The sequence below is a fragment of the Pseudomonas sp. LJDD11 genome (genome assembly GCF_024584215.1).
GTDB lineage: Bacteria > Pseudomonadota > Gammaproteobacteria > Pseudomonadales > Pseudomonadaceae > Aquipseudomonas.
Genome location: NZ_JANJFL010000006.1, coordinates 28,540 through 52,314 on the forward strand (window position 1 = coordinate 28,540; position 23,775 = coordinate 52,314).

23 protein-coding genes are annotated in these 23,775 nt (G+C 61.5%); 11 read left to right on the top strand and 12 right to left on the bottom strand.

What is annotated here, in order from left to right; all coding sequences use genetic code 11:
• The first annotated feature begins 90 nt into the window (after window positions 1–90).
• From NRB16_RS09460 to NRB16_RS09490, 7 genes are all read left to right on the top strand, one after another.
• Window positions 91–1,272 (top strand): amino acid ABC transporter permease, encoded by a 1,182-nt coding sequence (locus NRB16_RS09460; protein WP_253111793.1) that lies wholly within the window; start codon window positions 91–93, stop codon window positions 1,270–1,272.
• Window positions 1,273–1,282: 10 nt separating this feature from the next.
• A complete protein-coding gene (locus NRB16_RS09465; protein ID WP_253140531.1) occupies window positions 1,283–2,380 on the top strand; it encodes an amino acid ABC transporter permease in 1,098 nt (365 codons plus the stop codon).
• 10 nt (window positions 2,381–2,390) lie between these two features.
• Window positions 2,391–3,155 (top strand): amino acid ABC transporter ATP-binding protein, encoded by a 765-nt coding sequence (locus NRB16_RS09470; protein WP_045482932.1) that lies wholly within the window; start codon window positions 2,391–2,393, stop codon window positions 3,153–3,155.
• Window positions 3,156–3,296: 141 nt separating this feature from the next.
• Window positions 3,297–4,556, top strand: a complete 1,260-nt coding sequence (locus NRB16_RS09475; RefSeq protein WP_306456397.1) for an MFS transporter — start codon at window positions 3,297–3,299, stop codon at window positions 4,554–4,556.
• Between the two features lie 68 nt (window positions 4,557–4,624).
• Window positions 4,625–5,110 (top strand): nuclear transport factor 2 family protein, encoded by a 486-nt coding sequence (locus tag NRB16_RS09480; RefSeq protein ID WP_045482926.1) that lies wholly within the window; start codon window positions 4,625–4,627, stop codon window positions 5,108–5,110.
• A complete protein-coding gene (locus tag NRB16_RS09485; protein WP_257106025.1) occupies window positions 5,103–5,405 on the top strand; it encodes a GIY-YIG nuclease family protein in 303 nt (100 codons plus the stop codon). Before NRB16_RS09480 ends, NRB16_RS09485 begins: the two co-directional genes overlap by 8 nt.
• Window positions 5,406–5,455: 50 nt before the next feature.
• Window positions 5,456–6,388, top strand: a complete 933-nt coding sequence (locus NRB16_RS09490) for a glutathione S-transferase N-terminal domain-containing protein (RefSeq protein ID WP_257106026.1) — start codon at window positions 5,456–5,458, stop codon at window positions 6,386–6,388.
• A 396-nt stretch (window positions 6,389–6,784) separates the two neighbouring features.
• Here the strand turns inward: NRB16_RS09490 and NRB16_RS09495 are convergent, their stop codons facing one another.
• Together NRB16_RS09495 and yejK are read right to left on the bottom strand one after the other, a co-directional pair.
• Complete coding sequence (locus NRB16_RS09495; RefSeq protein WP_257106027.1) at window positions 6,785–7,135, bottom strand: glutaredoxin domain-containing protein; 351 nt, start codon at window positions 7,133–7,135, stop codon at window positions 6,785–6,787.
• A 4-nt stretch (window positions 7,136–7,139) separates the two neighbouring features.
• On the bottom strand, window positions 7,140–8,141 hold the full coding sequence (yejK, locus tag NRB16_RS09500) for a nucleoid-associated protein YejK (protein ID WP_045482915.1): 1,002 nt from the start codon (window positions 8,139–8,141) through the stop codon (window positions 7,140–7,142).
• Window positions 8,142–8,161: 20 nt separating this feature from the next.
• Here yejK and NRB16_RS09505 point away from each other — a divergent pair, with 20 nt between their 5' ends.
• The gene (locus NRB16_RS09505) at window positions 8,162–8,425 is read left to right on the top strand and encodes a hypothetical protein (protein WP_257106028.1); all 264 of its coding nucleotides are present in this window, start codon (window positions 8,162–8,164) and stop codon (window positions 8,423–8,425) included.
• Window positions 8,426–8,492: 67 nt separating this feature from the next.
• On the top strand, window positions 8,493–8,774 hold the full coding sequence (locus tag NRB16_RS09510) for an HU family DNA-binding protein (protein WP_045482913.1): 282 nt from the start codon (window positions 8,493–8,495) through the stop codon (window positions 8,772–8,774).
• 65 nt (window positions 8,775–8,839) lie between these two features.
• On the opposite strand, the gene rlmF is transcribed toward NRB16_RS09510, so the two are convergent.
• From rlmF to NRB16_RS09535, 5 genes are all read right to left on the bottom strand, one after another.
• On the bottom strand, window positions 8,840–9,850 hold the full coding sequence (gene rlmF / locus NRB16_RS09515) for a 23S rRNA (adenine(1618)-N(6))-methyltransferase RlmF (RefSeq protein WP_257106029.1): 1,011 nt from the start codon (window positions 9,848–9,850) through the stop codon (window positions 8,840–8,842).
• Window positions 9,851–9,983: 133 nt separating this feature from the next.
• Window positions 9,984–12,830 (bottom strand): valine--tRNA ligase, encoded by a 2,847-nt coding sequence (locus NRB16_RS09520; protein WP_257106030.1) that lies wholly within the window; start codon window positions 12,828–12,830, stop codon window positions 9,984–9,986.
• 133 nt (window positions 12,831–12,963) lie between these two features.
• Window positions 12,964–13,392: a DNA polymerase III subunit chi gene (locus NRB16_RS09525; RefSeq protein WP_253111803.1), complete on the bottom strand. Its 429-nt coding sequence runs from the start codon at window positions 13,390–13,392 to the stop codon at window positions 12,964–12,966.
• Window positions 13,393–13,399: 7 nt separating this feature from the next.
• The gene (locus NRB16_RS09530; RefSeq protein WP_045482903.1) at window positions 13,400–13,828 is read right to left on the bottom strand and encodes a DNA polymerase III subunit chi; all 429 of its coding nucleotides are present in this window, start codon (window positions 13,826–13,828) and stop codon (window positions 13,400–13,402) included.
• A 60-nt stretch (window positions 13,829–13,888) separates the two neighbouring features.
• A complete protein-coding gene (locus NRB16_RS09535) occupies window positions 13,889–15,379 on the bottom strand; it encodes a leucyl aminopeptidase (RefSeq protein ID WP_045482899.1) in 1,491 nt (496 codons plus the stop codon).
• A gap of 311 nt (window positions 15,380–15,690) precedes the next feature.
• On the opposite strand from NRB16_RS09535, the gene lptF reads away from it, so the two are divergent.
• Both lptF and lptG read left to right on the top strand, forming a co-directional pair.
• Complete coding sequence (gene lptF, locus NRB16_RS09540) at window positions 15,691–16,812, top strand: LPS export ABC transporter permease LptF (protein WP_253111805.1); 1,122 nt, start codon at window positions 15,691–15,693, stop codon at window positions 16,810–16,812.
• On the top strand, window positions 16,805–17,866 hold the full coding sequence (gene lptG / locus NRB16_RS09545) for an LPS export ABC transporter permease LptG (RefSeq protein ID WP_045482893.1): 1,062 nt from the start codon (window positions 16,805–16,807) through the stop codon (window positions 17,864–17,866). The genes lptF and lptG overlap by 8 nt, the downstream gene beginning before the upstream one ends.
• 210 nt (window positions 17,867–18,076) lie before the next feature.
• On the opposite strand, the gene NRB16_RS09550 is transcribed toward lptG, so the two are convergent.
• The 5 genes from NRB16_RS09550 to gcvH all read right to left on the bottom strand — a co-directional run bounded on the left by NRB16_RS09550 (window position 18,077) and on the right by gcvH (window position 23,749).
• The gene (locus NRB16_RS09550) at window positions 18,077–18,568 is read right to left on the bottom strand and encodes an RDD family protein (RefSeq protein ID WP_257106031.1); all 492 of its coding nucleotides are present in this window, start codon (window positions 18,566–18,568) and stop codon (window positions 18,077–18,079) included.
• A gap of 103 nt (window positions 18,569–18,671) precedes the next feature.
• Window positions 18,672–18,884 (bottom strand): cold-shock protein, encoded by a 213-nt coding sequence (locus NRB16_RS09555; RefSeq protein ID WP_010220199.1) that lies wholly within the window; start codon window positions 18,882–18,884, stop codon window positions 18,672–18,674.
• A gap of 400 nt (window positions 18,885–19,284) precedes the next feature.
• Window positions 19,285–20,409, bottom strand: coding sequence for a glycine cleavage system aminomethyltransferase GcvT (gene gcvT, locus NRB16_RS09560; protein WP_257106032.1), 1,125 nt, complete (start codon window positions 20,407–20,409; stop codon window positions 19,285–19,287).
• Between the two features lie 81 nt (window positions 20,410–20,490).
• Window positions 20,491–23,355: an aminomethyl-transferring glycine dehydrogenase gene (gene gcvP, locus NRB16_RS09565; protein WP_257106033.1), complete on the bottom strand. Its 2,865-nt coding sequence runs from the start codon at window positions 23,353–23,355 to the stop codon at window positions 20,491–20,493.
• A 10-nt stretch (window positions 23,356–23,365) separates the two neighbouring features.
• On the bottom strand, window positions 23,366–23,749 hold the full coding sequence (gene gcvH / locus NRB16_RS09570; protein ID WP_045482884.1) for a glycine cleavage system protein GcvH: 384 nt from the start codon (window positions 23,747–23,749) through the stop codon (window positions 23,366–23,368).
• Window positions 23,750–23,775: the final 26 nt, after the last annotated feature.

The following is a 23,775-nucleotide window of genomic DNA, read 5'->3' on the forward strand; positions in this document are numbered from 1 at the left end:
CCCCCCCCGACGCCCACATCCCCCCACGCACCAGCCCCAGAGTCGTGGTGCTCTTTCGTCTTGTAATGTTTATTTATTCCGGGGCATTTCATGCAGAATAAAATCGACGCACCTAAACAAAAGCTCACCCTGAGCGACCCCAAAGTGCGCGCCTGGCTATTCCAGATCATCACCGTCGTAGCGGTGATCTCCCTGGGCTGGTTTCTATTCGATAACACCCAGACCAACCTGGAACACCGTGGCATCACCTCTGGTTTCGGCTTTCTGGAGCGCAGTGCCGGCTTCGGCATCGCCCAGCACCTGATCGACTACACCGAAGCGGACAGCTACGCCCGGGTCTTCGTGATCGGATTGCTCAACACCTTGCTGGTATCGTTTATCGGCATCATTCTGGCAACCCTGCTGGGGTTCGTCATCGGTATCGCCCGCCTGTCGCCCAACTGGATGGTCAACAAGCTGGCAACTGTCTACGTCGAGGTTTTCCGTAACATTCCGCCCTTGCTGCAGATTCTGTTCTGGTACTTCGCGGTATTCCTGACCCTGCCTGGGCCACGCAATGCCCATGGTTACCTCGACATGTTCTATGTCAGCAGCCGCGGCGTGAACATGCCAAGAGCCCTGGCGGCCGAAGGCATGACTGCCTTTGTGGTCAGCCTGGTGGTGGCGGTGATCGCCACTGTCCTGATGACCCGCTGGGCCAACAAGCGCTTCGAACTGACCGGCGAGCCGTTCCACAAGTTCTGGGCCGGCCTTGCCATCCTGCTGGCCATTCCCGGCCTGAGCATGCTGGTATTCGGCGTGCCCGTGCACTGGGAAATGCCTGAGCTGCGCGGTTTCAACTTTGTCGGCGGCTGGGTTCTGATCCCTGAACTGCTGGCCCTGACTCTGGCCCTGACCGTATATACCGCGGCGTTTATCGCCGAGATCGTGCGGTCGGGCATCAAGTCGGTGAGCCACGGCCAGACCGAGGCGGCTCGCTCGCTTGGGCTGCGTCCTGGTCCGACCCTGCGCAAGGTGATCATTCCCCAGGCACTGCGGGTGATCATTCCGCCGCTGACCAGCCAATACCTGAACCTGGTGAAGAACTCGTCCCTGGCGGCCGGTATCGGCTATCCGGAGATGGTCTCGCTGTTCGCAGGAACCGTGCTGAACCAGACCGGTCAGGCCATCGAGGTCATTGCCATCACCATGAGCGTGTACCTGGCAATCAGCATCAGCATTTCTCTGCTGATGAACTGGTACAACAAGCGCATTGCGCTGATCGAGCGGTGAGGAAACGCGCATGAGCACACATATTTTCAAACCTAATCTGGCGCCACCCAAGGCCACTGTCGGGGTGATCGGCTGGATGCGTTCGAACCTGTTTTCAAGCTGGTTCAACACGCTGCTGACGCTGTTTTCGCTGTATCTGGTCTGGCTGATTCTGCCACCGATCATCAACTGGGCCATTCTGGATGCGAACTGGAGCGGCACAACCCGCGCCGACTGCACCAAGGCGGGCGCCTGCTGGGTGTTCATCGAGCAGCGCTTCGGGCAGTTCATGTATGGTTACTTCCCCGGCGACCAACGCTGGCGTGTCGACCTGACCGTGATTCTGGCTATCGTCGGTATCGCGCCGCTGTTCATCAAGGCGGTGCCGCGCAAGGCGGTCTACGGCCTGAGCTTCCTGGTGCTGTACCCGATCATTGCCTTCTACCTGCTGCACGGCGGTGCGTTCGGTCTGAGCACCGTACCGACCAGCCAGTGGGGCGGCCTGATGCTGACCCTGGTGATCGCCACGGTGGGTATCGCCGGTGCTTTGCCGCTGGGTATCCTGCTGGCGCTGGGGCGGCGTTCGAACATGCCGGCGGTGAAGGTGGTCTGCGTGACCTTCATCGAGTTCTGGCGTGGCGTGCCGCTGATCACCGTGCTGTTCATGTCCTCGGTGATGCTGCCGCTGTTCCTGCCTGAAGGCATGAACTTCGACAAGCTGCTGCGGGCGCTGATCGGCGTGATCCTGTTCCAGTCGGCGTACATCGCCGAGGTGGTGCGCGGTGGCATGCAGGCCATTCCCAAGGGCCAGTATGAAGCCGCTGCGGCCATGGGCCTGGGCTACTGGCGCGCGATGGGCCTGGTGATTCTGCCGCAAGCCCTGAAGCTGGTGATTCCCGGCATCGTCAACACCTTCATTGCCCTGTTCAAAGACACAAGCCTGGTGATCATCATCGGTCTGTTCGACCTGCTCAACAGCGTCAAGCAGGCTGCGGCCGACCCGACCTGGCTGGGCATGGCGACCGAGGGCTACGTGTTCGCGGCCCTGGTGTTCTGGATTTTCTGTTTCGGTATGTCCCGCTACTCCATGCATCTGGAGCGCAAGCTGGACACTGGCCACAAGCGTTAGGAGTTTCGTGATGAGTGAAGCAGTCAAAAAGCCTCTGGGCGCTGAAGGCATGATCCGCCTGGAAGGCGTGCACAAGTGGTATGGCCAGTTCCATGTGCTCAAGGACATCAACCTCAATGTTCGCCAGGGCGAGCGTATCGTGCTGTGCGGCCCGTCCGGTTCGGGCAAGTCCACCACCATTCGCTGCATCAACCGTCTGGAAGAACACCAGCAGGGCCGGATCATCGTTGACGGCACCGAGCTGACCTCGGACCTGCGGCAGATCGAAACCATCCGCCGTGAGGTGGGCATGGTGTTCCAGCACTTCAACCTGTTCCCGCACCTGACCATTCTGCAGAACTGCACCCTGGCACCGATGTGGGTACGCAAGATGCCGAAGAAGGAAGCCGAAGAGATCGCCATGCACTACTTGCAGCGTGTGCGTATCCCGGAGCAGGCCAACAAGTACCCAGGTCAGCTCTCCGGTGGTCAGCAGCAGCGTGTGGCGATCGCCCGCGCCTTGTGCATGAAACCGAAAATCATGCTGTTCGACGAGCCAACCTCGGCACTGGACCCGGAAATGGTCAAGGAAGTGCTCGACACCATGGTCAGCCTGGCCGAAGAGGGCATGACCATGCTTTGCGTAACCCACGAAATGGGCTTTGCCCGGACCGTGGCCAACCGAGTGATCTTCATGGACCGCGGCGAAATCGTCGAACAGGCTGCACCTGACGACTTCTTCGACAATCCGCAAAGCGACCGTACCCGCCTGTTCCTGAGCCAGATCATTCATTGATCGACGCTTGAGCGATAAAGAACCCGGGCCTGGTGCCCGGGTTTTTTTAGCCCCGCAACCCAAGCTCCAGTCGGCTGAACCTTGTAATCTTCGCGCCCCTCCAACAGGATACTGCCCCCTTCTGCCAAGGGGTGTTACCTGATGCCTGAGGATTCAATGACCGCCCAGCCGCCCCACGACCGCCCCGATACCCTGACCGAGACCGTAACACTGACGCCTGCGCCGCAGCCGGCGCGCACTTGGCTGTTGCTGCTGGGGCTGGTGCTGGTGGCGCTGAACCTGCGTCCTGCGTTGTCGAGTATCGCGCCATTGCTCAATGACGTGTCTGTGGCATTGGGGTTGTCTGCGGCCGATGCTGGCCTGCTGACCACCCTGCCGGTGTTGTGCCTGGGCCTGTTCGCCCCGCTTGCTCCGCTGCTGGCCCGGCGTTTCGGTAGCGAGCAAGTGGTGTTATGGGTGTTGTTGTTACTGGCAGCAGGCATCCTGCTGCGCAGCCATCTGGGGGTATTCGGGCTGTTTGCCGGTAGCCTGTTGGCCGGCGCAAGTATCGGCGTCATCGGCGTGCTGCTGCCTGGCATCGTCAAGCGCGATTTCCCCAGACAAGCCGGTACCATGACCGGCGTTTACACCATGGCGCTGTGCCTGGGTGCAGCGCTGGCCGCCGCCAGCAGCGTGCCGCTGAGCCACCGGTTTGATAACAGCTGGGCTATCAGTCTTGGTGTCTGGTGTGTACCGGCACTGATTGCCGCCGTGCTCTGGTGGCCACAGACCCGTGCCCGGCATGCCGTGCAACAAGCCCGTTATCGGGTCAAGGGGCTATGGCGTGATCCGTTGGCCTGGCAGGTGACTCTGTACATGGGTCTGCAGTCATCGCTGTCCTACATTGTCTTCGGCTGGTTGCCTTCTGTGCTGATCGGCCGCGGCCTCGACCCGACCCAGGCCGGATTACTGTTGTCCGGCTCGATCATGATGCAAGTGATCAGCGCCTTGACCGTGCCTGGGCTGGCGGCGCGCTGCAAAGACCAGCGGCTGGCGGTGATCATCGCCATGTCGCTGACCCTGGCGGGATTGTTCGGTTGCCTGTACGCCTCGCTGGACGGTCTGTGGGGCTGGGCTATCGCGCTGGGCGTAGGGCAGGGCGGCACATTCAGCCTGGCGCTGGCGCTGATCGTGTTGCGTTCGGGCAACTCGCATATCGCCGCCAACCTGTCGAGCATGGCCCAGGGGGTTGGCTATACCCTGGCCTCGGCGGGACCGTTCGCGGTGGGGCTGGTGCATGAGATGACCGGCAGTTGGGATGCCATCGGCTGGGTCTTCGCGGTGCTCGGTCTTGGCGCGATGATCGCGGCGCTGGGCGCAGGACGCAACCTGCAGGTCCAGGTCAGCTGCGAAAAGGTCTGATCTGCCCCATGACAACTGGCCATTGGCTGCCTATTGTGCACAGATCTTTTCCTGAACGAGACGCAGCGATGAGTGATGAGCAGCAAAGCCAGGACCATATAGCGTTGATTACACGTTTTTACGAGGCGTTCAGCCGGCTGGACGCCGAGGCCATGAGCGCCTGCTACAGCGACGATGTGCTGTTCAGCGACCCGGTGTTCGGCGAGTTGCGTGGTCGTGAAGCGGGCGACATGTGGCGCATGCTGACCGCGCGTGCCAAAGACTTTTCAGTCAGGTTCGACAATGTGCGCGCCGACGGGCGCAGCGGCGCGGCGCACTGGGTGGCGACTTACCTGTTCAGCCAGACCGGGCGTACCGTGGTCAATGATATCCAGGCGCGCTTCGTGTTCCGTGACGGCAAGATCTGCGAGCACCATGACAGCTTTGACCTGTGGCGCTGGTCGCGTCAGGCGTTGGGCGCCAAGGGGCTGCTGCTGGGCTGGACGCCGGTGGTGCAAAACGCCATCCGCACTCAGGCACACAAGGGTCTCAAGGCGTACCGGCGCAATGCCTGAGCCGCTCGCTGCACCGGTGGCCAAGCCCTGGTTTGTCTATCTGGTCCGGGCCGCCAATGGCTCGTTGTACTGCGGTATCAGCGATGATCCACAGCGTCGTTTCATTCAGCATCAGAGTGGCAAGGGCGCGCGCTTTTTCCACTCCAGCCCGGCGCTGGCGCTGGCCTATGTCGAGTCCTGGCCGAGCAAGGCCGAAGCCTTGCGCCAGGAGCGTTTGATCAAGAAACTGCGCAAGAGCGCCAAAGAGGCTTTGGCTCGATCGGACTGGCAATTGCCCGTTCAGGCACTGGGCTGATTGTTGCGCGAGCTACTAAGCTGTGTGCTCGCCAATCTAGAGACGCGACCATGTCTGAATTGATCCTGCACCATTACCCCGCCTCGCCATTTGCCGAAAAGGCTCGCCTGATGCTGGGCTTCAAGGGGCTTTCATGGCGTTCGGTGTTCATTCCCCCGGTCATGCCCAAACCTGACCTGACCGCTTTGACAGGCGGTTACCGCAAGACCCCGGTGCTGCAAGTGGGTGCTGATATCTATTGCGATACGGCACTGATCGCCCGGCGTCTTGAGCAGGAAAAAGCCACGCCTGCGTTGTTTCCCATTGGTCACGAGTTTAGCGGTGCCGGGCTGGCCGCCTGGGCTGATGCCACCTTGTTCCAGCACGCGGTCGCCCAGGTGTTCCAGCCTGAGGTCTTGGCCGAGCGCTTTGCCAGATTGCCGGCCGCAGCGGTGGAGGCATTCAAGGCTGATCGTGCGGGGTTGTTTGCCGGTGGCACGGCGTCGCGTCTGCCGCTGGAGCAGGCCAGGCATCAGTGGCCGGTTATCATGGGGCGGCTGGAGCAACAATTGCAGCGCAGTGGCGACTTTCTGTGTGGTGAACCGTCGATTGCCGACTTCGCGGTGGCTCACCCGCTGTGGTTCCTGCGTCAGACGCCGTTGACCGCGGCGGCGGTGGACGATTACCCGAACGTATTGGCCTGGCTCAAGCGCGTTGAAGGCTTCGGCCACGGCACGCTGACCGCCATGACCGCGCAAGAGGCTATCGAAGTGGCTCGTAATACCACCCCAATTAGTGTGCCGGCAGAACGCTTCACCGACCCCAATGGCTGGGCTGTCGGTGATCGCGTAGCGATTGGGGCCATTGATTACGGCGTTGATGCGGTGGAGGGCGAGCTGGTGTTCAGCGGCCATGAAGAGCTGATTCTGCGCCGCGAAGATGAACGCGCCGGGACCGTGCATGTGCACTTCCCGCGTCTGGGCTTCAGGATCGAGAGGCGCTGACCGGCGTTCGTCGCCGCTCGGTTGCCGTTGATTTTGCTTTTGATCTTCGAACCGAGATAGCACAGACGCCGCGAATCGCGACTTGGGGGCAGGCCGAGGGTAGGCGTCGATTAGGGGGAGAAACCGGCAGGGAAGTCGCTGCTCTTGATACAAGGAGCAGGTGCGCTGGGCAGGGACGCCCATCGCGCCGGCCCCCGAATCGATGCCGGACAGAGGGAAGTTCGCCCGCAGGGCGGACCCAAGCCAAGAGCAAGCGGTTTTCCCCCATTTTGCCCGGGGCACGTTGCCAAGCACAAAATGGGGTCGCCCGTCGGGGCGAAACCCGCAGTCCAGACAACCGCGGCAAAGGTTTTTCCATTGTTCGAAAGCACGCTCGTAACCGGAGCGTGTACAGCGTTATTTCAGCGCCTTCTGAATCTGCTCCGGGGCAAAATCCCGGAGCAGGGTGCCGTTCACATCCAGCATCGGAATACCCCGGCCACCGAGCGCCTGATAAGCCGCGCGGCCTTCTGCCGAACTCTCGATATCGTATTCCTTGAAGGCAATACCCTGGCTGTCGAGAAAGCGCCGCGCCTGGTTGCAGTAGCCGCACCAGGGGGTCGAGTACATCACCACCCTGGCCTGGCTGTAGCGTTGCGCGTCGCTGGCCGTCGGCGGGTTGACGAAGTGTTCGATCTTGCCCCAGTTCTGGTAGATCACCACCACCAGCAGGATCAGCGCAACTTTCTTGAGGGTGCGTTGCAGCATGGGCTCAGCGGCGCTTCAACTGGTCGGTCAACTGGGTTGGCAGACCCTTGATGATCAGCGTGCCGGCGTCTTCGTCATACTCGATACGATCGCCCAGCAGGTGAGCCTCGAAGCTGATCGACAGGCCTTCGGCGCGGCCGGTGAACCGACGGAACTGGTTCAGGGTCCGTTTATCGGCCGGAATCTCTGGCGACAAGCCGTAGTCCTTGTTGCGGATATGGTCGTAGAACGCTTTGGGGCGTTCTTCGTCGATCAGCTCTGACAGCTCTTGCAGGCCGATCGGCTCGCCGAGTTTGCTCTGGCTGCTGGCGTAGTCAACCAGCGCCTTGGTTTTCTCGCGAGTGGCTTCTTCGGGCAGGTCTTCGCTTTCGACAAAATCGCTGAATGCCTTGAGCAGGGTCCGGGTTTCGCCGGGGCCGTCGACACCTTCCTGGCAGCCGATGAAGTCGCGGAAGTATTCCGAAACCTTCTTGCCATTCTTGCCTTTGATGAACGAAATGTACTGCTTGGACTGCTTGTTGTTCTGCCACTCGGAAATGTTGATCCGCGCCGCCAGGTGCAACTGGCTCAGGTCCAGATGCCGCGACGGGGTGACGTCCAGGGAGTCATTGACCGCTACACCTTCGCTGTGATGCAGCAGGGCGATGGCCAGGTACTCGGTCATGCCTTGCTGATAATGGGCGAACAGCACGTGGCCGCCGGTCGACAGGTTGGATTCCTCCATCAGCTTCTGCAGGTGCTCGACCGCAATGCGCGAGAACCCGGTGAAGTCCTTGCTGCCGGCCAGATACTCTTGCAGCCAGCCACTGAACGGATAGGCTCCTGACTCGCCATGGAACAGCCCCCAGGCTTTACCCTGTTTGGCGTTGTAGCTTTCATTGAGGTCGGCGAGCAGGTTTTCGATGGCCATCGATTCGGCCAGCTCCGAGTCGCGGGCATGCAGGACTGCGGGGCTGCCGTCAGGTTTCTTGTCGATCAAATGGACGATGCAATGACGGATCGGCATGGAAGTCTCGGCTGAAAAAAATGAAAAACGCTCAGGCGCGCAAGTGTAACGCAGGGCTGCTGAAAATGGCCGGCTGTGGTGGTTTTTCAGCCAGCAAAGATTTTTTTACTTCTTTTTGCCTTAAAAGCCCGCAAAACCTGACCAAAAGAAAAGTCAGAGGCGGATATTTGCTTGGCTCTGTGCTAGTTTTGCGCCGTCCTGCGCACTTCAGCGCGTCAGGCATGCAGTTTGTGTGCGTGCTGGCGAACCAATTTCAGGTTTCAGTATCTACATTTCTCGATTGATCGTGGCTGCCAATGGCCGACGTCGCACTCTGCAATCCATATGAATTTTATAGGGAAGGAACACTACATGGCTCTTACCAAAGACCAGTTGATCGCCGATATCGCAGACGCTATCGACGCGCCTAAGACCACTGCGCGTAACGCTCTCGAGCAGTTGGGCCAGATCGTTGCTGATCAACTGGAAAACGGTGCTGAAATTACCCTTCCAGGTATCGGCAAGCTGAAAGTCAGCGAGCGTCCGGCTCGCACCGGCCGCAACCCTTCGACTGGCGCTGCCATCGAAATCGCTGCCAAGAAAGTTGTCAAGTTCGTACCAGCCAAAGTGCTGAGCGACGCGATCAACAAGTAAGCATCCGCTTGCAACAAAAAAGCCGTGTACTGGGTCTCCAGCCACGGCTTTTTTGTGGGTGACAGTCAGGCTTTTGGCCAGCGCTCGGCACGCCATCTGGCCTGTTCTTGCAGGTCATGAAAGGTCCAGGCCACGAAGCGGCTCTGTTTCTGGCCTTGGCCCATCTCCAGCACCTGCACATCAAAGGCGCCGATCTTTTTCAGGTGTTGCTGGATCTGCGGCAGGTTGGCGGCCTTGGACACCAGGGTGCTGAACCACAGCACCTGTTCGGGGATCAGCGCGCTTTCGTCGATCATGCGGGTCACGAACGCGATCTCACCGCCTTCACACCACAACTCCTGGGCTTGACCACCGAAATTGAGTACCGGCAGCTTGCGCTTGGGGTCGGCTTTGCCCAGGGCTTTCCATTTGCGCTGGCTGCCCCGTGTCGCCTCTTCACGGGACGAATGGAACGGCGGGTTGCACATGCTCAGGTCAAAGCGCTCATCGGCGTCCAGCAGGCCGCTGAGGATGTGCTGGCGGTCGCTTTGCTGACGCAGCTCGATGGCCTTGCTCAGCTTGTTGGCCTTGACGATGGTCTGCGCGGCGGCGAGGGCGGTGTGGTCGATTTCCGAACCGGTGAAATGCCAGCCGTAGTCGGCATGGCCCAGCAGTGGATAGATGCAATTGGCGCCGGTGCCGATGTCCAGCACCTTGATCGCTGCGCCGCGTGGAATCTGCTCCTGATTGCTGCGGGCCAGCAGGTCGGCCAGCAAGTGCAGGTAGTCAGCCCGGCCGGGAATCGGCGGGCACAGGTAATCGGCCGGGATGTCCCAATGCGCGATTCGGTACTGGGTCTTGAGCAAGGCGCGGTTGAAGACCCGTACCGCCTGCGGGTTGGCAAAGTCGATGCTTTGCTTGCCATAGGGGTTGAGGATGACGAAATCGGCCAGCTCCGGGCTGCTCTTGATCAGGGCCGCAAAGTCGTAACGGCCTTGATGGCGGTTGCGCGGGTGCAGAGTGGCCTTTTCCCGCGGGACGGCGGGTTTGGCCTGGCGTTGCGGTTTCTTGCGTGGCGGCTTGATGCGGTCGGTCATGGCGCGAGTCCGGCGGTGTCTGGCCTATTCGCGAGCAAGCTCGCTCCCACAAGGGGGAACGTGCTCGCGAATGCGTCAGCGCAGTGAATAAAAAAGCCAGCCCGTGAACGGGCTGGCTCGGTGTATCACGGCCTTACAGGCTACTGATACGGGCGTGCTGTTCGGCCAGCTTGGCCAGAGCCTGTTCGGCTTCGGCCAGTTTGGCGCGCTCTTTGGCGATCACGTCGGCAGGGGCCTTGTCGACGAAGGCGGCGTTGGACAATTTACCGCCCACGCGTTGCACTTCGCCTTGCAGACGCTGGATTTCCTTGTCCAGCCGCGCCAGCTCGGCGCCTTTGTCGATCAGCCCGGCCATTGGCACCAGCACCTGCATTTCGCCCACCAGGCCGGTGGCCGACAGCGGCGCTTCGGCACCGGGCTGCAGAACGGTGATCGACTCGAGCTTGGCCAGCTTTTTGAGCAGGTGCTCGTTGTCGTGCAGGCGACGCACGTCTTCAGCGTTGCTGTTGCCCAGGAACAGTTGCAGCGGCTTGCCAGGGCCGATGTTCATTTCGCCACGGATGTTACGCACCGCCAGCATCAGGCCTTTGAGCCATTCGATGTCGCCTTCGGCGGCCTCGTCGATACGGGTCTCGTTGGCCACCGGCCATGGCTGGAGCATGATGGTCTTGCCTTCGGCACCGACCAGCGGCGCCAGGCGCTGCCAGATTTCTTCGGTGATGAACGGCATGAACGGATGGGCCAGGCGCAGGGCGACTTCCAGGACGCGCACCAGCGTGCGGCGGGTGCCGCGCTGGCGCTCGACCGATGCGTTCTCGTCCCACAGCACGGGCTTGGACAGCTCCAGGTACCAGTCGCAGTACTGGTTCCAGATGAACTCGTACAGCGACTGGGCGGCCAGGTCGAAGCGGAACTGCTCCAATTGGCGGGTCACTTCGGCTTCGGTGCGTTGCAACTGGGAGATGATCCAGCGATCAGGCAGCGACAGCTCGTAGGCTTCGCCGTTCTGGCCACAGTCTTCACCCTTGTCCAGCACGTATCGCGCAGCGTTCCAGATCTTGTTGCAGAAGTTGCGATAGCCCTCGACGCGGCCCATGTCGAACTTGATGTCGCGGCCGGTGGAGGCCAGCGAGCAGAAGGTGAAGCGCAGGGCGTCGGTGCCGTAGCTGGCGATGCCCTCGGCAAACTCCTGACGGGTCTGCTTCTCGATCTTCTTGGCCAGTTGTGGCTGCATCAGGCCACTGGTGCGTTTTTGCACCAGGGTTTCCAGGTCGATGCCGTCGACGATGTCCAGCGGGTCAAGCACGTTGCCCTTGGACTTGGACATCTTCTGGCCCTGGCCATCGCGTACCAGACCATGGACGTAGACGGTCTTGAACGGAACCTGAGCGGTGCCGTCGTCATTTTTCACCAGGTGCATGGTGAGCATGATCATCCGCGCAACCCAGAAGAAGATGATATCGAAGCCGGTGACCAGCACGTCGGTGGAATGGAAGGTCTTCAGCGCTTCGGTCTTCTCTGGCCAGCCGAGGGTGGAGAAGGTCCACAGACCCGAACTGAACCAGGTGTCGAGCACGTCGTTGTCCTGATTCAGAACCACGTCGGCGCCCAGGTTGTTCTTGGCCCGCACTTCGGCTTCGTCGCGACCGACATAGACCTTGCCGGACTGGTCGTACCAGGCCGGAATACGGTGACCCCACCACAGCTGACGGCTAATGCACCAGTCCTGGATGTCGCGCATCCAGGAGAAGTACATGTTCTCGTACTGCTTGGGCACAAACTGGATGCGGCCGTCTTCGACGGCGGCGATGGCAGGCTCGGCCAGTGGCTTGGTCGACACGTACCACTGGTCGGTCAGCCATGGCTCGATAACGGTGCCGGAGCGGTCGCCTTTCGGCACTTTCAACGCGTGGTCATCGACGCTGACCAGCAGGCCGGCAGCGTCGAAGGCGGCGACGATCTGCTTGCGTGCCTCGAAGCGGTCCAGGCCGGCGAATTGCGTGGGCAGGGTGCTGTCCAGGCTCTCGTTGAGGCTGCCATCGATGTTGAACACCTGGGCCTTGGCCAGCACCACAGCGTTCTTGTCGAAGATGTTGATCAGCGGCAGGTTGTGACGCTTGCCGACTTCATAGTCGTTGAAGTCATGGGCCGGGGTCATCTTGACGCAGCCGGTGCCGAACTCGGGGTCGCAATAGTCATCGGCAATGATCGGAATGCGACGACCTACCAGCGGCAGCTCGACAAACTTGCCGATCAATGCCTGGTAGCGTTCGTCAGCCGGGTTAACGGCCACCGCCGAATCACCCAGCATGGTTTCCGGGCGCGTCGTGGCGACCACCAGATAGTCTTTGCCTTCGGCGGTTTTTGCGCCGTCAGCCAGCGGGTAACGCAGGTTCCACAGGTGACCTTTCTCGTCGTGGTTTTCCACTTCCAGGTCAGAAATCGCGGTGTGCAGCTTGGTGTCCCAGTTCACCAAGCGTTTGCCACGGTAGATCAGGCCGTCTTCGTAGAGGCGCACGAAGGCTTCCTGGACGGCGGCCGACATGCCGTCGTCCATGGTGAAGCGCTCACGGGACCAGTCCACCGAAGAGCCCAGACGGCGGATCTGGCGGCTGATGTTGCCACCGGACTCGGCTTTCCATTCCCAGATCTTGTCGAGGAATTTCTCGCGGCCCAGTTCATGGCGGTTCAGGCCTTGGGCTTCAAGGCGACGCTCGACCAGCATCTGGGTGGCGATACCGGCGTGATCGGTGCCTGGTTGCCACAGGGTGTTGCGGCCCTGCATGCGGCGGAAACGGATCAGCGCGTCCATGATCGCGTTATTGAAGCCATGGCCCATGTGCAGGCTGCCGGTCACGTTCGGCGGCGGGATCATGATGGTGTACGAGTCACCCGAGCCCTGCGGAGCGAAGTAGTTCTCGGACTCCCAGGTCTGGTACCAGGAAGTTTCGATGGCGTGCGGCTGGTAAGTCTTGTCCATGCGCGGCGGGAACCTGTGGCATTGATTCGGAAACCGGCAAGTATACCCCTGTGGTGGAGCTGCAAGCCACCAGTGGCAAGCGCCAGGCCCAAAGCGGCGATTGGGTTGAATCAGCCGCTATGGGTTGCTGGGCTCAGTTTTTATTGCCGGTGCTGGCCAGCAGTCGTTCCAGCCGTGCTTCAAGACGCCGCTTGATCTCGGTTTCGATATGCGGGGCGAAGTCGCTGATGACGTCCTGCATGATCAATTGCGCGGCCGAGCGCAGCTCGCTGTCCAGGTGCAGCAGGGCGTCGACACTGGGCGGTACGTCGGGGGTGGGGGCTTCGGCGGCGGGCAGCGCTGCTGTAGCCTGTTGTGCGGGGGCAGCGTCAGCCGGGTCGGCAAGGTGTACCGGCGGCTGGGGCGGGCTTTCGACCACATCGAACAGCAACGGGATCTGTTCTTCGTAGTGAACCGTTTCGGTCAGCAGGGGCGGTTGCAGGTTCTCGTCGCCGAGCAGCTTGCGGATCGATTCGAGATCGTCCAGCAGATGCGCGGATTCAGCTTTTTTTGAAGTATCCATCGTTTACTCAAAGACGCTGTAGTCGGTGGTCTTGCGGAGCATAGCCCTGTTCGCGGTAGGTGCGAAAACAGGTCCGCGCCGCCTGGCGAACAGCCGGGTCTTCGATTACGACCTCGGCAACCCGGGCAAATTGCTTGAAAAATGCCGGGATCTGCAAATCGAGGTTGATCAGCAGATCCCGATGCTCGCCCGCCGCATCGCCCAGGCCCAGAACCACGGGGGCCTGGTGGTCAGTTTCGGCATCGCCGTGGGGCACGAAGCTTTCGCCCTTGAAGCGCCACAGGCGCGCGTCGAGATCATCGCGCTGGGCGGCGTCGCTGCAATGCAGGTAGACCCGATGGCCAAGCCGCCAGGCCTTCTCCGTGAGCTTGCAGGCAAAGTCCAGCCGGGCCTCGCTGGCCGGGCTGGGTAAAATATAGAAGTCGATCTGGGGCATGTCAGTTCCGCAAACGGCCGCGCCCGCATTGATACAGGCCCATCAGGCGCGGCAGGTTGATCAAACGCCCGAGCGGTCCAGCAGGTACTGGGTCAGCAGGGGAACCGGACGTCCAGTGGCGCCCTTGTCCTTGCCGCCACTGGTCCAGGCGGTGCCGGCGATGTCCAGGTGTGCCCAGTTGTAGCTCTTGGTGAAGCGCGACAGGAAGCAGGCGGCGGTGATGGTGCCGCCTTTCGGGCCGCCGATGTTGGCGATATCGGCGAACGGGCTGTCGAGCTGCTCCTGGTACTCATCGAACAGCGGCAGTTGCCAGGCGCGGTCGTCCGCCAGCTTGCCGGCATCGAGCAGTTGGTTGATCAGGCCATCGTTGTTGCCCAGCAGGCCGCTGGTGTGGGCGCCCAGGGCGACCACGCAGGCGCCGGTCAGGGTTGCGATGTCGATGACCGCCTGCGGCTTGAAGCGCTCGGCGTAGGTCAGTGCGTCGCACAGCACCAGGCGGCCTTCAGCGTCGGTATTGAGAATCTCGACGGTCTGGCCGCTCATGGTGGTGACGATGTCGCCAGGGCGGGTCGCGGTGCCGCTCGGCATGTTCTCGGCTGCGGCAATGATGCCCACCACGTTGATCGGCAGTTGCAGCTCCAGTACCGCGCGCAGGGTGCCGAATACGCTGGCGGCGCCGCACATGTCGTACTTCATTTCATCCATGGCTGCGGCGGGCTTGATGCTGATGCCGCCGGTGTCGAAGGTAATGCCTTTGCCGACCAGCACGAAGGGTTTGTCGTTCTTCTTGGCGCCCTGATAGTTCATCACGATCAGGCGTGGTGGCTGCGCGCTGCCCTGGGCCACGGCGAGGAACGAGCCCATGCCCAGTTCCTTGAGTTTTTTCTCGTCGAAGACTTCGACCTTGAGATTCTTGTGTGCCTTGCCCAGCGCCTTGGCCTGCTCGCCCAGGTAAGTCGGGTGGCAGATGTTTGGCGGCAGGTTGCCCAGGTCGCGGGTCAGCGACATGCCGCTGGCGATGCCGCGGGCGTGGGCCACGCCGCTTTCTACCTGCGCAGTGCTGGCCTTGGCAGTCAGCAGGGTGATCTTCTTCAGGCTGCGCGCTTCGGCTTTCTGGCTCTTGAAACGGTCAAAGACATAGCCGCCGTCGAACAGGGTTTCGGCCAGCAGGCGGGTCTTGCCGTAGGTTTCGCGGTGCTTGACCTTCAGTTCGTCCAGGGCCAGTGCGGCATCGCTGCCGCCCAGACCTTTGAGGGTGCCGAGAATGCCGGCAATCACCTTGCGGAACTGACGGTCAGACAGCTCTTCATCCTTGCCCACACCGACCAGCAACACGCGCTCGGCCTTGAGGTTGGGCAGGCTGTGCAGCAGCAGGCTCTGGCCAACCTTGCCGGCCAGGTCACCGCGTTTGAGCACGGCGCTCAGGGCGCCACCGCTCAGGGCGTCGACACTCTTGGCTGCCGCACCCAGCGTCCGGCCTTCGCCCACGGCGACAACCAGCGTTGCGGTTTTCAGGGTTTCTGGGCTAACGCTTTTAACAACCAATTCCATGTCGGGTCCCCGAATGACTGTGAACTTTGCAAATGAATGAGGTAGGTGGCACGCGCCGTCCTGTGTCAAAGGTCTGGCGGATAGACTGACCCGCAGTTTGACCCTGCGATGTAACCGCTGACAACCCCGTAACGCATTTGTAGGAGATGGCTGAACGAACTATCCCCGTCGTTAAGTGACAGAAGGAGTCAATCACAGGATAATGCCGCATATTTTTTCCGGACCGTGCAGCCTGCTGCATGATTCCTTTACCGTGGCTCGTCTTTTTCCTTGTCTGGCCGCCGCTGCCTGGCAAATCTGGAGTGTCTGGTTTGATCGTCTTTCGTTATCTGTCCCGTGAAGTGCTGGTTACGCTGAGCGCCGTCAGCGCCGTGCTGCTGGTGATTATCATGAGCGGGCGCTTCATCAAGTACCTGGCCCAGGCTGCCTCCGGCGCACTGGACCCTGGCGTGCTGTTCATGATCATGGGCTTTCGCCTGCCGGGGTTTCTGCAGTTGATTCTGCCGCTGGGCCTGTTTCTGGGCATCCTGCTGGCCTACGGGCGCCTGTATCTGGAAAGCGAAATGACCGTGCTGGCGGCCACCGGCATGAGCCAGCAACGCCTGCTGGCGATTACCCTGGGCCCGGCGACGCTGGTCGCGCTGCTGGTGGCCTGGCTGAGCTTCAGCCTGGCACCGCAGGGTGCCTCGCAATTTGCCGTGCTGATCAACAAGCAGGACGCCCTGACCGAGTTCGACACACTGGTGCCGGGCCGCTTCCAAGCCCTGCGCGACGGCACCCGCATCACCTATACCCAAGAGCTGTCCGAAGACCGTACCCAGTTGGGCGGTGTGTTCATCTCCGAGCGGCGGATGTCCGACGACAAGAGCGAGGAACGGGGCATTACCGTACTGGTTGCCGAGAAGGGCCGTCAGGAAGTGCGCCCGGACGGCAGTCGCTTCCTGGTGCTGGAGAACGGCTACCGCTACGACGGCAACCCTGGCGAGGCCAATTACCGGGCCATTCAGTACGACACCTATGGTGCGATGCTGCCCAAGCCTGAAATCAGTGCCGAAGTCACCGAACGCGATGCGATCCCGAGCAGCGAGCTGTTCGGCAACGACACGCCGCGCTACCAGGCCGAACTGCACTGGCGCATCTCGCTGCCGATCCTGGTGTTCATCGTGACCCTGATGGCGGTGCCGCTGGCGCGGGTCAACCCGCGCCAGGGCCGTTACCTGAAACTCTTGCCGGCGATTCTTCTGTACATGGCTTACCTGACGATACTCATCGCCGTTCGCGGCGCCCTTGAAAAGGGCAAGCTGCCCATGGCGCTGGGCATGTGGTGGGTTCACGCCCTGTTTCTGGCGATCGGCGTGGGGCTGATGTACTGGGAGCCGTTACGCCTGAAACTGGCCGCCCGCCGCACGGCCGGGGAGGTGGCTCATGGTTAAGCTCGATCGTTACATCGGCAAGAGCGTCTTCATGGCGATCCTTGCCGTACTGGGCATTATCCTGGGGCTGGCCTCGCTGTTCGCTTTCATCGACGAAATGGGCGACCTGGGCGACAATTACACGCTGCTCGATGCCGGCTCGTTCGTGCTGTTCACTGCGCCGCGCCGGGTCTATGAAATGCTGCCAATGGCGGCGCTGATCGGTTGCCTGATCGGCCTGGGTACCCTGGCCAGCAGCAGCGAGCTGACCATCATGCGCGCTGCCGGTGTGTCCATCGGACGTATCGTCTGGGCGGTCATGAAGCCGATGCTGGCGCTGATGCTGGTCGGCGTATTGGTTGGCGAATATGTGGCGCCCTACGCCGAGAGCAAGGCCCAGGCCGACCGCTCGCTGGCACAGGGCACCGGTAACTCGCAGAGCGCCAAGCATGGCCTGTGGCACCGCCAGGGTGATGAGTTCATTCACATCAACAGCGTCCAGCCCAATGGCTTGATGTACGGGGTGACCCGTTATCGCTTCGACGATCAGCGCCATATGCTGAGCGCCAGCTTCGCCCGCCAGGCCAGCTATCACGAGAATTACTGGGAGCTGAGCGACATCAGCACCACGCATTTCCGTGAAGGACACACCGAAGTGATCAAGACCCCGAATGAGCGCTGGGATGTTTCCCTCAGCCCGCAACTGCTCAGCACGGTGATCATGCCGCCGGAGTCGCTGTCGATCACCGGGCTGTGGAGCTACGCGCATTATCTGGCTGAGCAGGGGCTCAACAACGGCCGTTACTGGCTGGCGTTCTGGACCAAGGTGCTGCAACCGGCGGTCACTGTGGCGCTGGTGCTGATGGCGATTTCATTCATCTTCGGCCCGTTGCGCTCGGTGACCCTTGGGCAGCGGGTATTCACTGGTGTGCTGGTGGGCTTTGTATTCCGCATCGCCCAGGATTTGCTCGGCCCGTCGAGCCTGGTGTTTGGCTTCTCGCCGTTGTTTGCGGTGCTGGTCCCGGCGGCGATTTGTGCCTTGGCCGGGGTGTGGCTGCTGCGTAGGGCGGGTTGATCTGAACAGTCAGTGCACGCCCTTTTGTGGGAGGCCGGCTCTGCTGGCGGCTGCTGTGCAGGATCACCGCTGAATCTGGCTGGCCTGTAGCTGACGTTAAAGGGCGTTGCCGCAGTTGACTGGGCTGCGGCGACGCCAAACCTGTCGCCCGCCAGGGCGAAGCAGGGCGGGCGAAAACACCTGCGCCAGTGCTGTCAAACGACCCGAACATCACCCAGCCGTACGCTTGGGCAATCTCACCAACTGACTGTTCGAATAGATGTCATGCCAGGTCCGCCCCTGCTTGTCATACAGCGCCCACACAAACCCCGCCCCAAGACACAACCCTGAGGCAATTGCCACCATGAAGCGCAGCAGCGCCTGGGTCAGACTGATCGCGCTGCCATCGGCATTCTGCACACGCACCCCCCACGCTTGCATGCCCAGCGTCTGGCCCGCATGGGTCCAGAACTTGGCAAAGAACGCAAAGGTCACCAGCAACAGCAGCGAAGACAGCACAGGGTCGCCATCCATTGCCCCGGACTCGGTCAGCTCACGCAAGCGCGCTTCACCGACAAAAGCCATCCAGATCAACTTGTAGATAAAGGCAGTGACGATTTGCACGGCCAGGCACAGCAGCAAGTCATAACTGATCGCCGCGAGGCGGCGTAACAGGCCAGCGGGCGGGAAGGGGCCTTCAGGCTTGAGCAGGTGGGTAGACATGGCAAGGCCTCGTTGACGAAGAGGCACTTATGGTAGCGGGGTCGGCCTATAAAAAAGCCCCTGGTAAGTCAATACCAGGGGCTTTTGGCGATCAGGCAGTTGCTTAGGCTTCTGCGATCACTTCGTCAGCCTGCATGCCTTTCTGGCCTTGCACGGCGATGAAGGTCACTTTCTGGCCTTCTTTCAGGCTCTTGAAGCCGTTGCCCTGAATCGCGCGGAAATGCACGAACAGATCCGGACCGCTCTCAGGAGTGATAAAACCAAAACCTTTCTCGTCGTTGAACCACTTAACGGTGCCGCTCTGACGTTGGGACATTTTCTTATTTCCTTGACGCTTGAATTAATGACAGCCTCTTTCGGCCGGAAATGCCAAAAAAGTACTGGGGCTGGTTGCAGGAAGTAAGAAACGTAGAACGGGTGTAGCAAAGCTTTGAGCTACTGCCCAGGTCCAGATTCAGCGACCTATGCAAACACAGTCAGGGCACTCTACGCCAACTCTCGTTACAAAAACAAGCCCCCGCGAAGCCCCGGATTTTAAAGGGCTTGAGCAGCACCCAAAGAAAATTCACCGGCTTGGGGCAAGTCGCATATCTGGCCTGCTTTGTGCACTTGGGCGGTGCACAAAACAGACCATTCGATGTTATTGCAGAACCATGAAAGATCATCGACAAAGCTGTGACGACTGCAGGCATGCAGCTGGTTTTTTGGCGCTGCGCTTAGCCGCGGAAGTAACGTTGCGCAACAAAAGGCATTTTTGCCACTTTCATCGGCACCTGCTTGCCACGGACCAGCGCCCAGACCGGGGTATCAAGAGCGCTGAAGGCGCTGTCCAGATAGCCCATCGCCAGCGGCCCGCCCAGGCTTGGACCGAAGCCACCACTGCTGACCTGGCCGATTTCTCGTCCCTGATCGTCGACGATTTGCGTGCCTTCGCGCACGGGAGTGCGCTCCTGCGGCAACAAACCGACGCGCTTGCGGCTCACGCCTTCCTGCTGTTGGGCGAAGATGCGCTCGGCCCCCGGAAAGCCTCCGGCACGTTCGGCGCCGGCGCGACGGGCCTTGGAAATCGCCCATAGCAGGCTGGCTTCCACGGGAGAAGTGTCACTATTCATGTCATGGCCATACAGGCACAGGCCGGCTTCCAGGCGCAGTGAATCCCGTGCACCGAGGCCGATGGCCTCGACTTCCGGTTCGGCCAGCAGGCGCCGGGCCAACGCTTCGGCGGCGCTGGCAGGCACTGAAATCTCGTAACCGTCTTCGCCGGTGTAGCCCGAACGGCTGACATAGCAGTCGCTGCCCAGAATCGTCACGCTGGCAAACTGCATGAAGGTCATGCTGGCAACTTGCGGGGCCAGGCGTGCCAGTACTGTGGCGGCTTGCGGGCCTTGCAGGGCAAGCAGGGCACGTTGCTCAAACAGCTCTTCGATCTGGCACTGGCCGCTCAGGTGCTGACGCAAGTGCGCCAGGTCCTGCTGTTTGCAAGCGGCGTTGACCACCAGCAGCAATTGCTCTGGGCTGAGCCGGGCAACCATCAGATCGTCGAGAATCCCGCCGTGTTCATTGGTGAACAGCGCATAGCGCTGCATGCCCTGCGGCAGATCGATGATGTCCACCGGCACCAGGCTTTCCAGCGCGCGGGCAGCGTCTCTGCCGGTGAGCAGGATCTGGCCCATGTGCGAGACATCGAACAGGCCGGCCTGGGCGCGAGTGTGCAGGTGTTCTTTCATGACGCCGAGCGGGTATTGCACCGGCATTTCATAACCGGCGAATGGCACCATCCTGGCGCCCAGTTCGCGGTGCAGGCTGTGCAGCGGGGTGGTCAGCAGCGGTTGATCAGACATGGTCGATTCCTGAATGCGAATGTGCGGGCCTGTCCCGGAAAACCGGGGCAGGCCTGCCAGAGAAGCAAGTGAACGAGACGATCAGGCTTGCTGATAGCTCTCGATGGACGGGCAGGAGCAGACCAGGTTGCGGTCGCCGTAGACGTTGTCGACCCGCCCGACCGGTGGCCAGTACTTGCCGTCGACCAGCGAAGCCACCGGGTAGACCGCCTGTTCGCGGCTGTAAGGGTGATCCCATTGGCCGGTCAGTTCGGCAGCGGTATGCGGCGCGTTTTTCAGCGGGTTATCGTCTTTGTCCAGGCTGCCGTTTTCCACCGCACGGATTTCTTCACGGATGGCGATCATCGCTGTGCAGAACCGGTCGAGTTCTTCCTTGGCTTCGCTTTCAGTCGGTTCGATCATCAGCGTGCCGGCCACCGGGAACGACATGGTCGGTGCGTGGAAGCCAAAATCGATCAGGCGCTTGGCCACATCGTCGACGGTGATGCCGCTGCTGTCCTTGAGCGGCCGCAGGTCAAGAATGCACTCGTGGGCGACCAGGCCGTTGCTGCCGGTGTACAGCACCGGATAGTGCTCTTCCAGGCGCCGGGCAATGTAGTTGGCATTGAGAATGGCCATCTGCGAGGCGCGCTTGAGGCCTTCGCCGCCCATCATGCGGATGTACATCCAGGTGATCGGCAGGATGCTGGCGCTGCCGAACGGTGCGGCGCATACCGCGCCCTGTTGCTGTTCCAGATGACGGTGCCCCGGCAGGAACGGCGCCAGATGCGCTTTGACGCCGATCGGGCCGACGCCCGGGCCGCCGCCGCCATGGGGAATGCAGAAGGTCTTGTGCAGGTTCAGGTGCGACACGTCACCGCCGAACTTGCCCGGTGCGCAGAGGCCGACCATGGCGTTCATGTTGGCGCCGTCGATGTACACCTGGCCGCCGTTGTCATGCACGATGGCGCAGATTTCGCGAATGCCTTCCTCAAACACACCGTGGGTCGACGGGTAGGTGATCATCAGCGCAGCGAGTTTGTCGCGGTGCTCAACAGCCTTGGCGCGCAGGTCTTCGATATCGACGTTGCCGCGTGCATCGCAGGCGGTCACCACCACGCGCATGCCGGCCATCTGGGCGGTGGCCGGGTTGGTGCCGTGGGCAGAGGACGGGATCAGGCATACGTCACGGTCCTGGTCACCACGGCTCTGGTGATAGGCACGGATCGCCAGCAGGCCGGCGTATTCGCCCTGCGAGCCGGCGTTGGGCTGCAGCGATACCGCGTCATAACCGGTGGCCGCGCAGAGCATGGCCTGCAGTTCGTCGGTCATCAGTTGGTAACCGGCGCTTTGTTCGGCCGGGGCGAACGGGTGCAGGTTGCCGAATTCGGCCCAGGTCACCGGGATCATTTCGCTGGCGGCGTTGAGCTTCATGGTGCACGAACCCAGCGGGATCATGCTGCGGTCCAGCGCCAGGTCCTTGTCGGCCAGTTTGCGCAGGTAGCGCATCAGCTCGGTTTCGGAGTGGTAACGGTTGAACACCGGGTGATCGAGAATCGCCGACTGACGCAGCAGGCCGTGGGGCAGACGCGAGGTGGCGCTGGCTGCCAGGCTGTCAAAGTCCGGCAGCGCCTGTCCGTCAGTGGCCAGCAGCGCCCACAGGGCTTTGATGTCGTCCGGGGAGGTGGTTTCGTCGAACGACAGGCCCAGATGCGTGCTGTCGACCTCGCGCAGGTTGACGTTGTGGCTGCGGGCGCGGCCATGCAGTTCAGCGGTGCGTGCGCCGGTGGCGAGGGTCAGGGTGTCGAAGAAGAACTCCTGCTCGGCTTTCAGGCCCAGCGGGTTCAGGCCGGCGGCGAAAATCGCGGTCAGGCGGTGCACGCGGTTGGCGATGCGGGTCAGGCCGCGCGGGCCATGGTAGACGGCATACATGCTGGCGATATTGGCCAGCAGCACCTGCGCGGTGCAGATGTTGCTGGTGGCTTTCTCGCGGCGGATATGTTGCTCGCGGGTCTGCATGGCCAGGCGCAGGGCTTGCTGGCCGTGGCGATCGACCGAGACGCCGACCAGACGGCCGGGCATGTCGCGCTTGAACGCATCACGGGTCGAGAAGTACGCCGCATGCGGGCCGCCGAAGCCCAGCGGCACGCCGAAGCGTTGGGCGGTGCCGATCGCCACGTCGGCGCCGAACTCGCCGGGCGGGGTCAGCAGGGTCAGCGCCAGCAGGTCGGCAGCCACGGCCACCAGCGCATTGGCGCTGTGCAAGCGTGCGATCAACTCGCTGTAGTCGAACACATCACCATTGCTGGCCGGGTATTGCAGCAAGGCGCCGAAGTAATCGCTGACATCGCCCAACTCGGCTTCGTCAGCCACCACCACGGTGATGCCTAGCGGCTCGGCACGGGTGCGCAGCACGTCGAGGGTCTGCGGGTGGCAATGGATGGAGGCAAAGAATTGCTGGCTGCCCTTGTTCTTGCTCAAGCGCTTGCAGAAGGTCATGGCTTCGGCAGCGGCAGTGGCTTCATCAAGCAAGGAGGCGTTGGCGATTGGCAGGCCGGTCAGGTCGCTGATCAGGGTCTGGAAATTCAGCAGCGCTTCCAGGCGGCCTTGGGAAATTTCTGGCTGGTAGGGGGTATAGGCAGTGTACCAGGCCGGGTTTTCCAGCAGGTTGCGCAGGATTGGTGCTGGTGTATGGGTGTTGTAGTAGCCCTGGCCGATGTAGGTCTTGAACAGTTGGTTCTGCCCGGCAATGGCTTTGAGCGACGCCAGTGCGTCAGCTTCGCTTTGCCCGGCCGGCAGGTTCAGCACGCTGCTGCCCTTGATGCTCTCCGGAATCACGCTGGCAGTCAGTGCTTCCAGCGAGTCGTAGCCCAGCGTCTGCAGCATGGCCGCCTCGTCCGCTGCACGCGGGCCGATGTGCCGGTCGATGAATTCGTTGTTGGTGCTGAGCTCGATGCGATCACTCATGACGTGCTCCTCAGGCTTCGGCGTTGGCTTGGATCAGGCGGTCGTACGCGTCCTGATCGAGCAAAGTATGGATGGCGCTGGCGTCGGCCGGCACAAAGCGGAAGAACCATCCGGCACCCAGAGCGTCCTCGTTGACCTGCTCAGGGGTCTCGCTAAGCGCCTGGTTGACCTCGACCACTTCGCCATCGAGGGGCATGTACAGGCTGCTGGCGGCCTTGACCGACTCCACCACCGACACTTCGGCGTGTTGAGTGTAGGTCTGTAATTCGGGAAGTTGCACAAAGACCACGTCACCGAGCGAATTCTGGGCATAAGGCGTGATACCGACTGTGATGCTGCCATCGGCTTCGGTTCTCAGCCATTCGTGTTCAACGGTGAATCGCAACTCGCTCATAAAAACTCCTGGGGGGGGCGACGGCA

What these genes read in the sequence shown, in the direction of transcription:
- NRB16_RS09460 (WP_253111793.1), top strand. Translation starts at nt 91, where the DNA reads ATGCAGAATAAAATCGACGCACCTAAACAAAAGCTCACCCTGAGCGAC.
- NRB16_RS09465 (WP_253140531.1), top strand. Translation starts at nt 1,283, where the DNA reads ATGAGCACACATATTTTCAAACCTAATCTGGCGCCACCCAAGGCCACT.
- NRB16_RS09470 (WP_045482932.1), top strand. Translation starts at nt 2,391, where the DNA reads ATGAGTGAAGCAGTCAAAAAGCCTCTGGGCGCTGAAGGCATGATCCGC.
- NRB16_RS09475 (WP_306456397.1), top strand. Translation starts at nt 3,297, where the DNA reads ATGCCTGAGGATTCAATGACCGCCCAGCCGCCCCACGACCGCCCCGAT.
- NRB16_RS09480 (WP_045482926.1), top strand. Translation starts at nt 4,625, where the DNA reads ATGAGTGATGAGCAGCAAAGCCAGGACCATATAGCGTTGATTACACGT.
- NRB16_RS09485 (WP_257106025.1), top strand. Translation starts at nt 5,103, where the DNA reads ATGCCTGAGCCGCTCGCTGCACCGGTGGCCAAGCCCTGGTTTGTCTAT.
- NRB16_RS09490 (WP_257106026.1), top strand. Translation starts at nt 5,456, where the DNA reads ATGTCTGAATTGATCCTGCACCATTACCCCGCCTCGCCATTTGCCGAA.
- NRB16_RS09495 (WP_257106027.1), bottom strand. Translation starts at nt 7,135, where the DNA reads ATGCTGCAACGCACCCTCAAGAAAGTTGCGCTGATCCTGCTGGTGGTG.
- yejK (WP_045482915.1), bottom strand. Translation starts at nt 8,141, where the DNA reads ATGCCGATCCGTCATTGCATCGTCCATTTGATCGACAAGAAACCTGAC.
- NRB16_RS09505 (WP_257106028.1), top strand. Translation starts at nt 8,162, where the DNA reads ATGAAAAACGCTCAGGCGCGCAAGTGTAACGCAGGGCTGCTGAAAATG.
- NRB16_RS09510 (WP_045482913.1), top strand. Translation starts at nt 8,493, where the DNA reads ATGGCTCTTACCAAAGACCAGTTGATCGCCGATATCGCAGACGCTATC.
- rlmF (WP_257106029.1), bottom strand. Translation starts at nt 9,850, where the DNA reads ATGACCGACCGCATCAAGCCGCCACGCAAGAAACCGCAACGCCAGGCC.
- NRB16_RS09520 (WP_257106030.1), bottom strand. Translation starts at nt 12,830, where the DNA reads ATGGACAAGACTTACCAGCCGCACGCCATCGAAACTTCCTGGTACCAG.
- NRB16_RS09525 (WP_253111803.1), bottom strand. Translation starts at nt 13,392, where the DNA reads ATGGATACTTCAAAAAAAGCTGAATCCGCGCATCTGCTGGACGATCTC.
- NRB16_RS09530 (WP_045482903.1), bottom strand. Translation starts at nt 13,828, where the DNA reads ATGCCCCAGATCGACTTCTATATTTTACCCAGCCCGGCCAGCGAGGCC.
- NRB16_RS09535 (WP_045482899.1), bottom strand. Translation starts at nt 15,379, where the DNA reads ATGGAATTGGTTGTTAAAAGCGTTAGCCCAGAAACCCTGAAAACCGCA.
- lptG (WP_045482893.1), top strand. Translation starts at nt 16,805, where the DNA reads ATGGTTAAGCTCGATCGTTACATCGGCAAGAGCGTCTTCATGGCGATC.
- NRB16_RS09550 (WP_257106031.1), bottom strand. Translation starts at nt 18,568, where the DNA reads ATGTCTACCCACCTGCTCAAGCCTGAAGGCCCCTTCCCGCCCGCTGGC.
- NRB16_RS09555 (WP_010220199.1), bottom strand. Translation starts at nt 18,884, where the DNA reads ATGTCCCAACGTCAGAGCGGCACCGTTAAGTGGTTCAACGACGAGAAA.
- gcvT (WP_257106032.1), bottom strand. Translation starts at nt 20,409, where the DNA reads ATGTCTGATCAACCGCTGCTGACCACCCCGCTGCACAGCCTGCACCGC.
- gcvP (WP_257106033.1), bottom strand. Translation starts at nt 23,355, where the DNA reads ATGAGTGATCGCATCGAGCTCAGCACCAACAACGAATTCATCGACCGG.
- gcvH (WP_045482884.1), bottom strand. Translation starts at nt 23,749, where the DNA reads ATGAGCGAGTTGCGATTCACCGTTGAACACGAATGGCTGAGAACCGAA.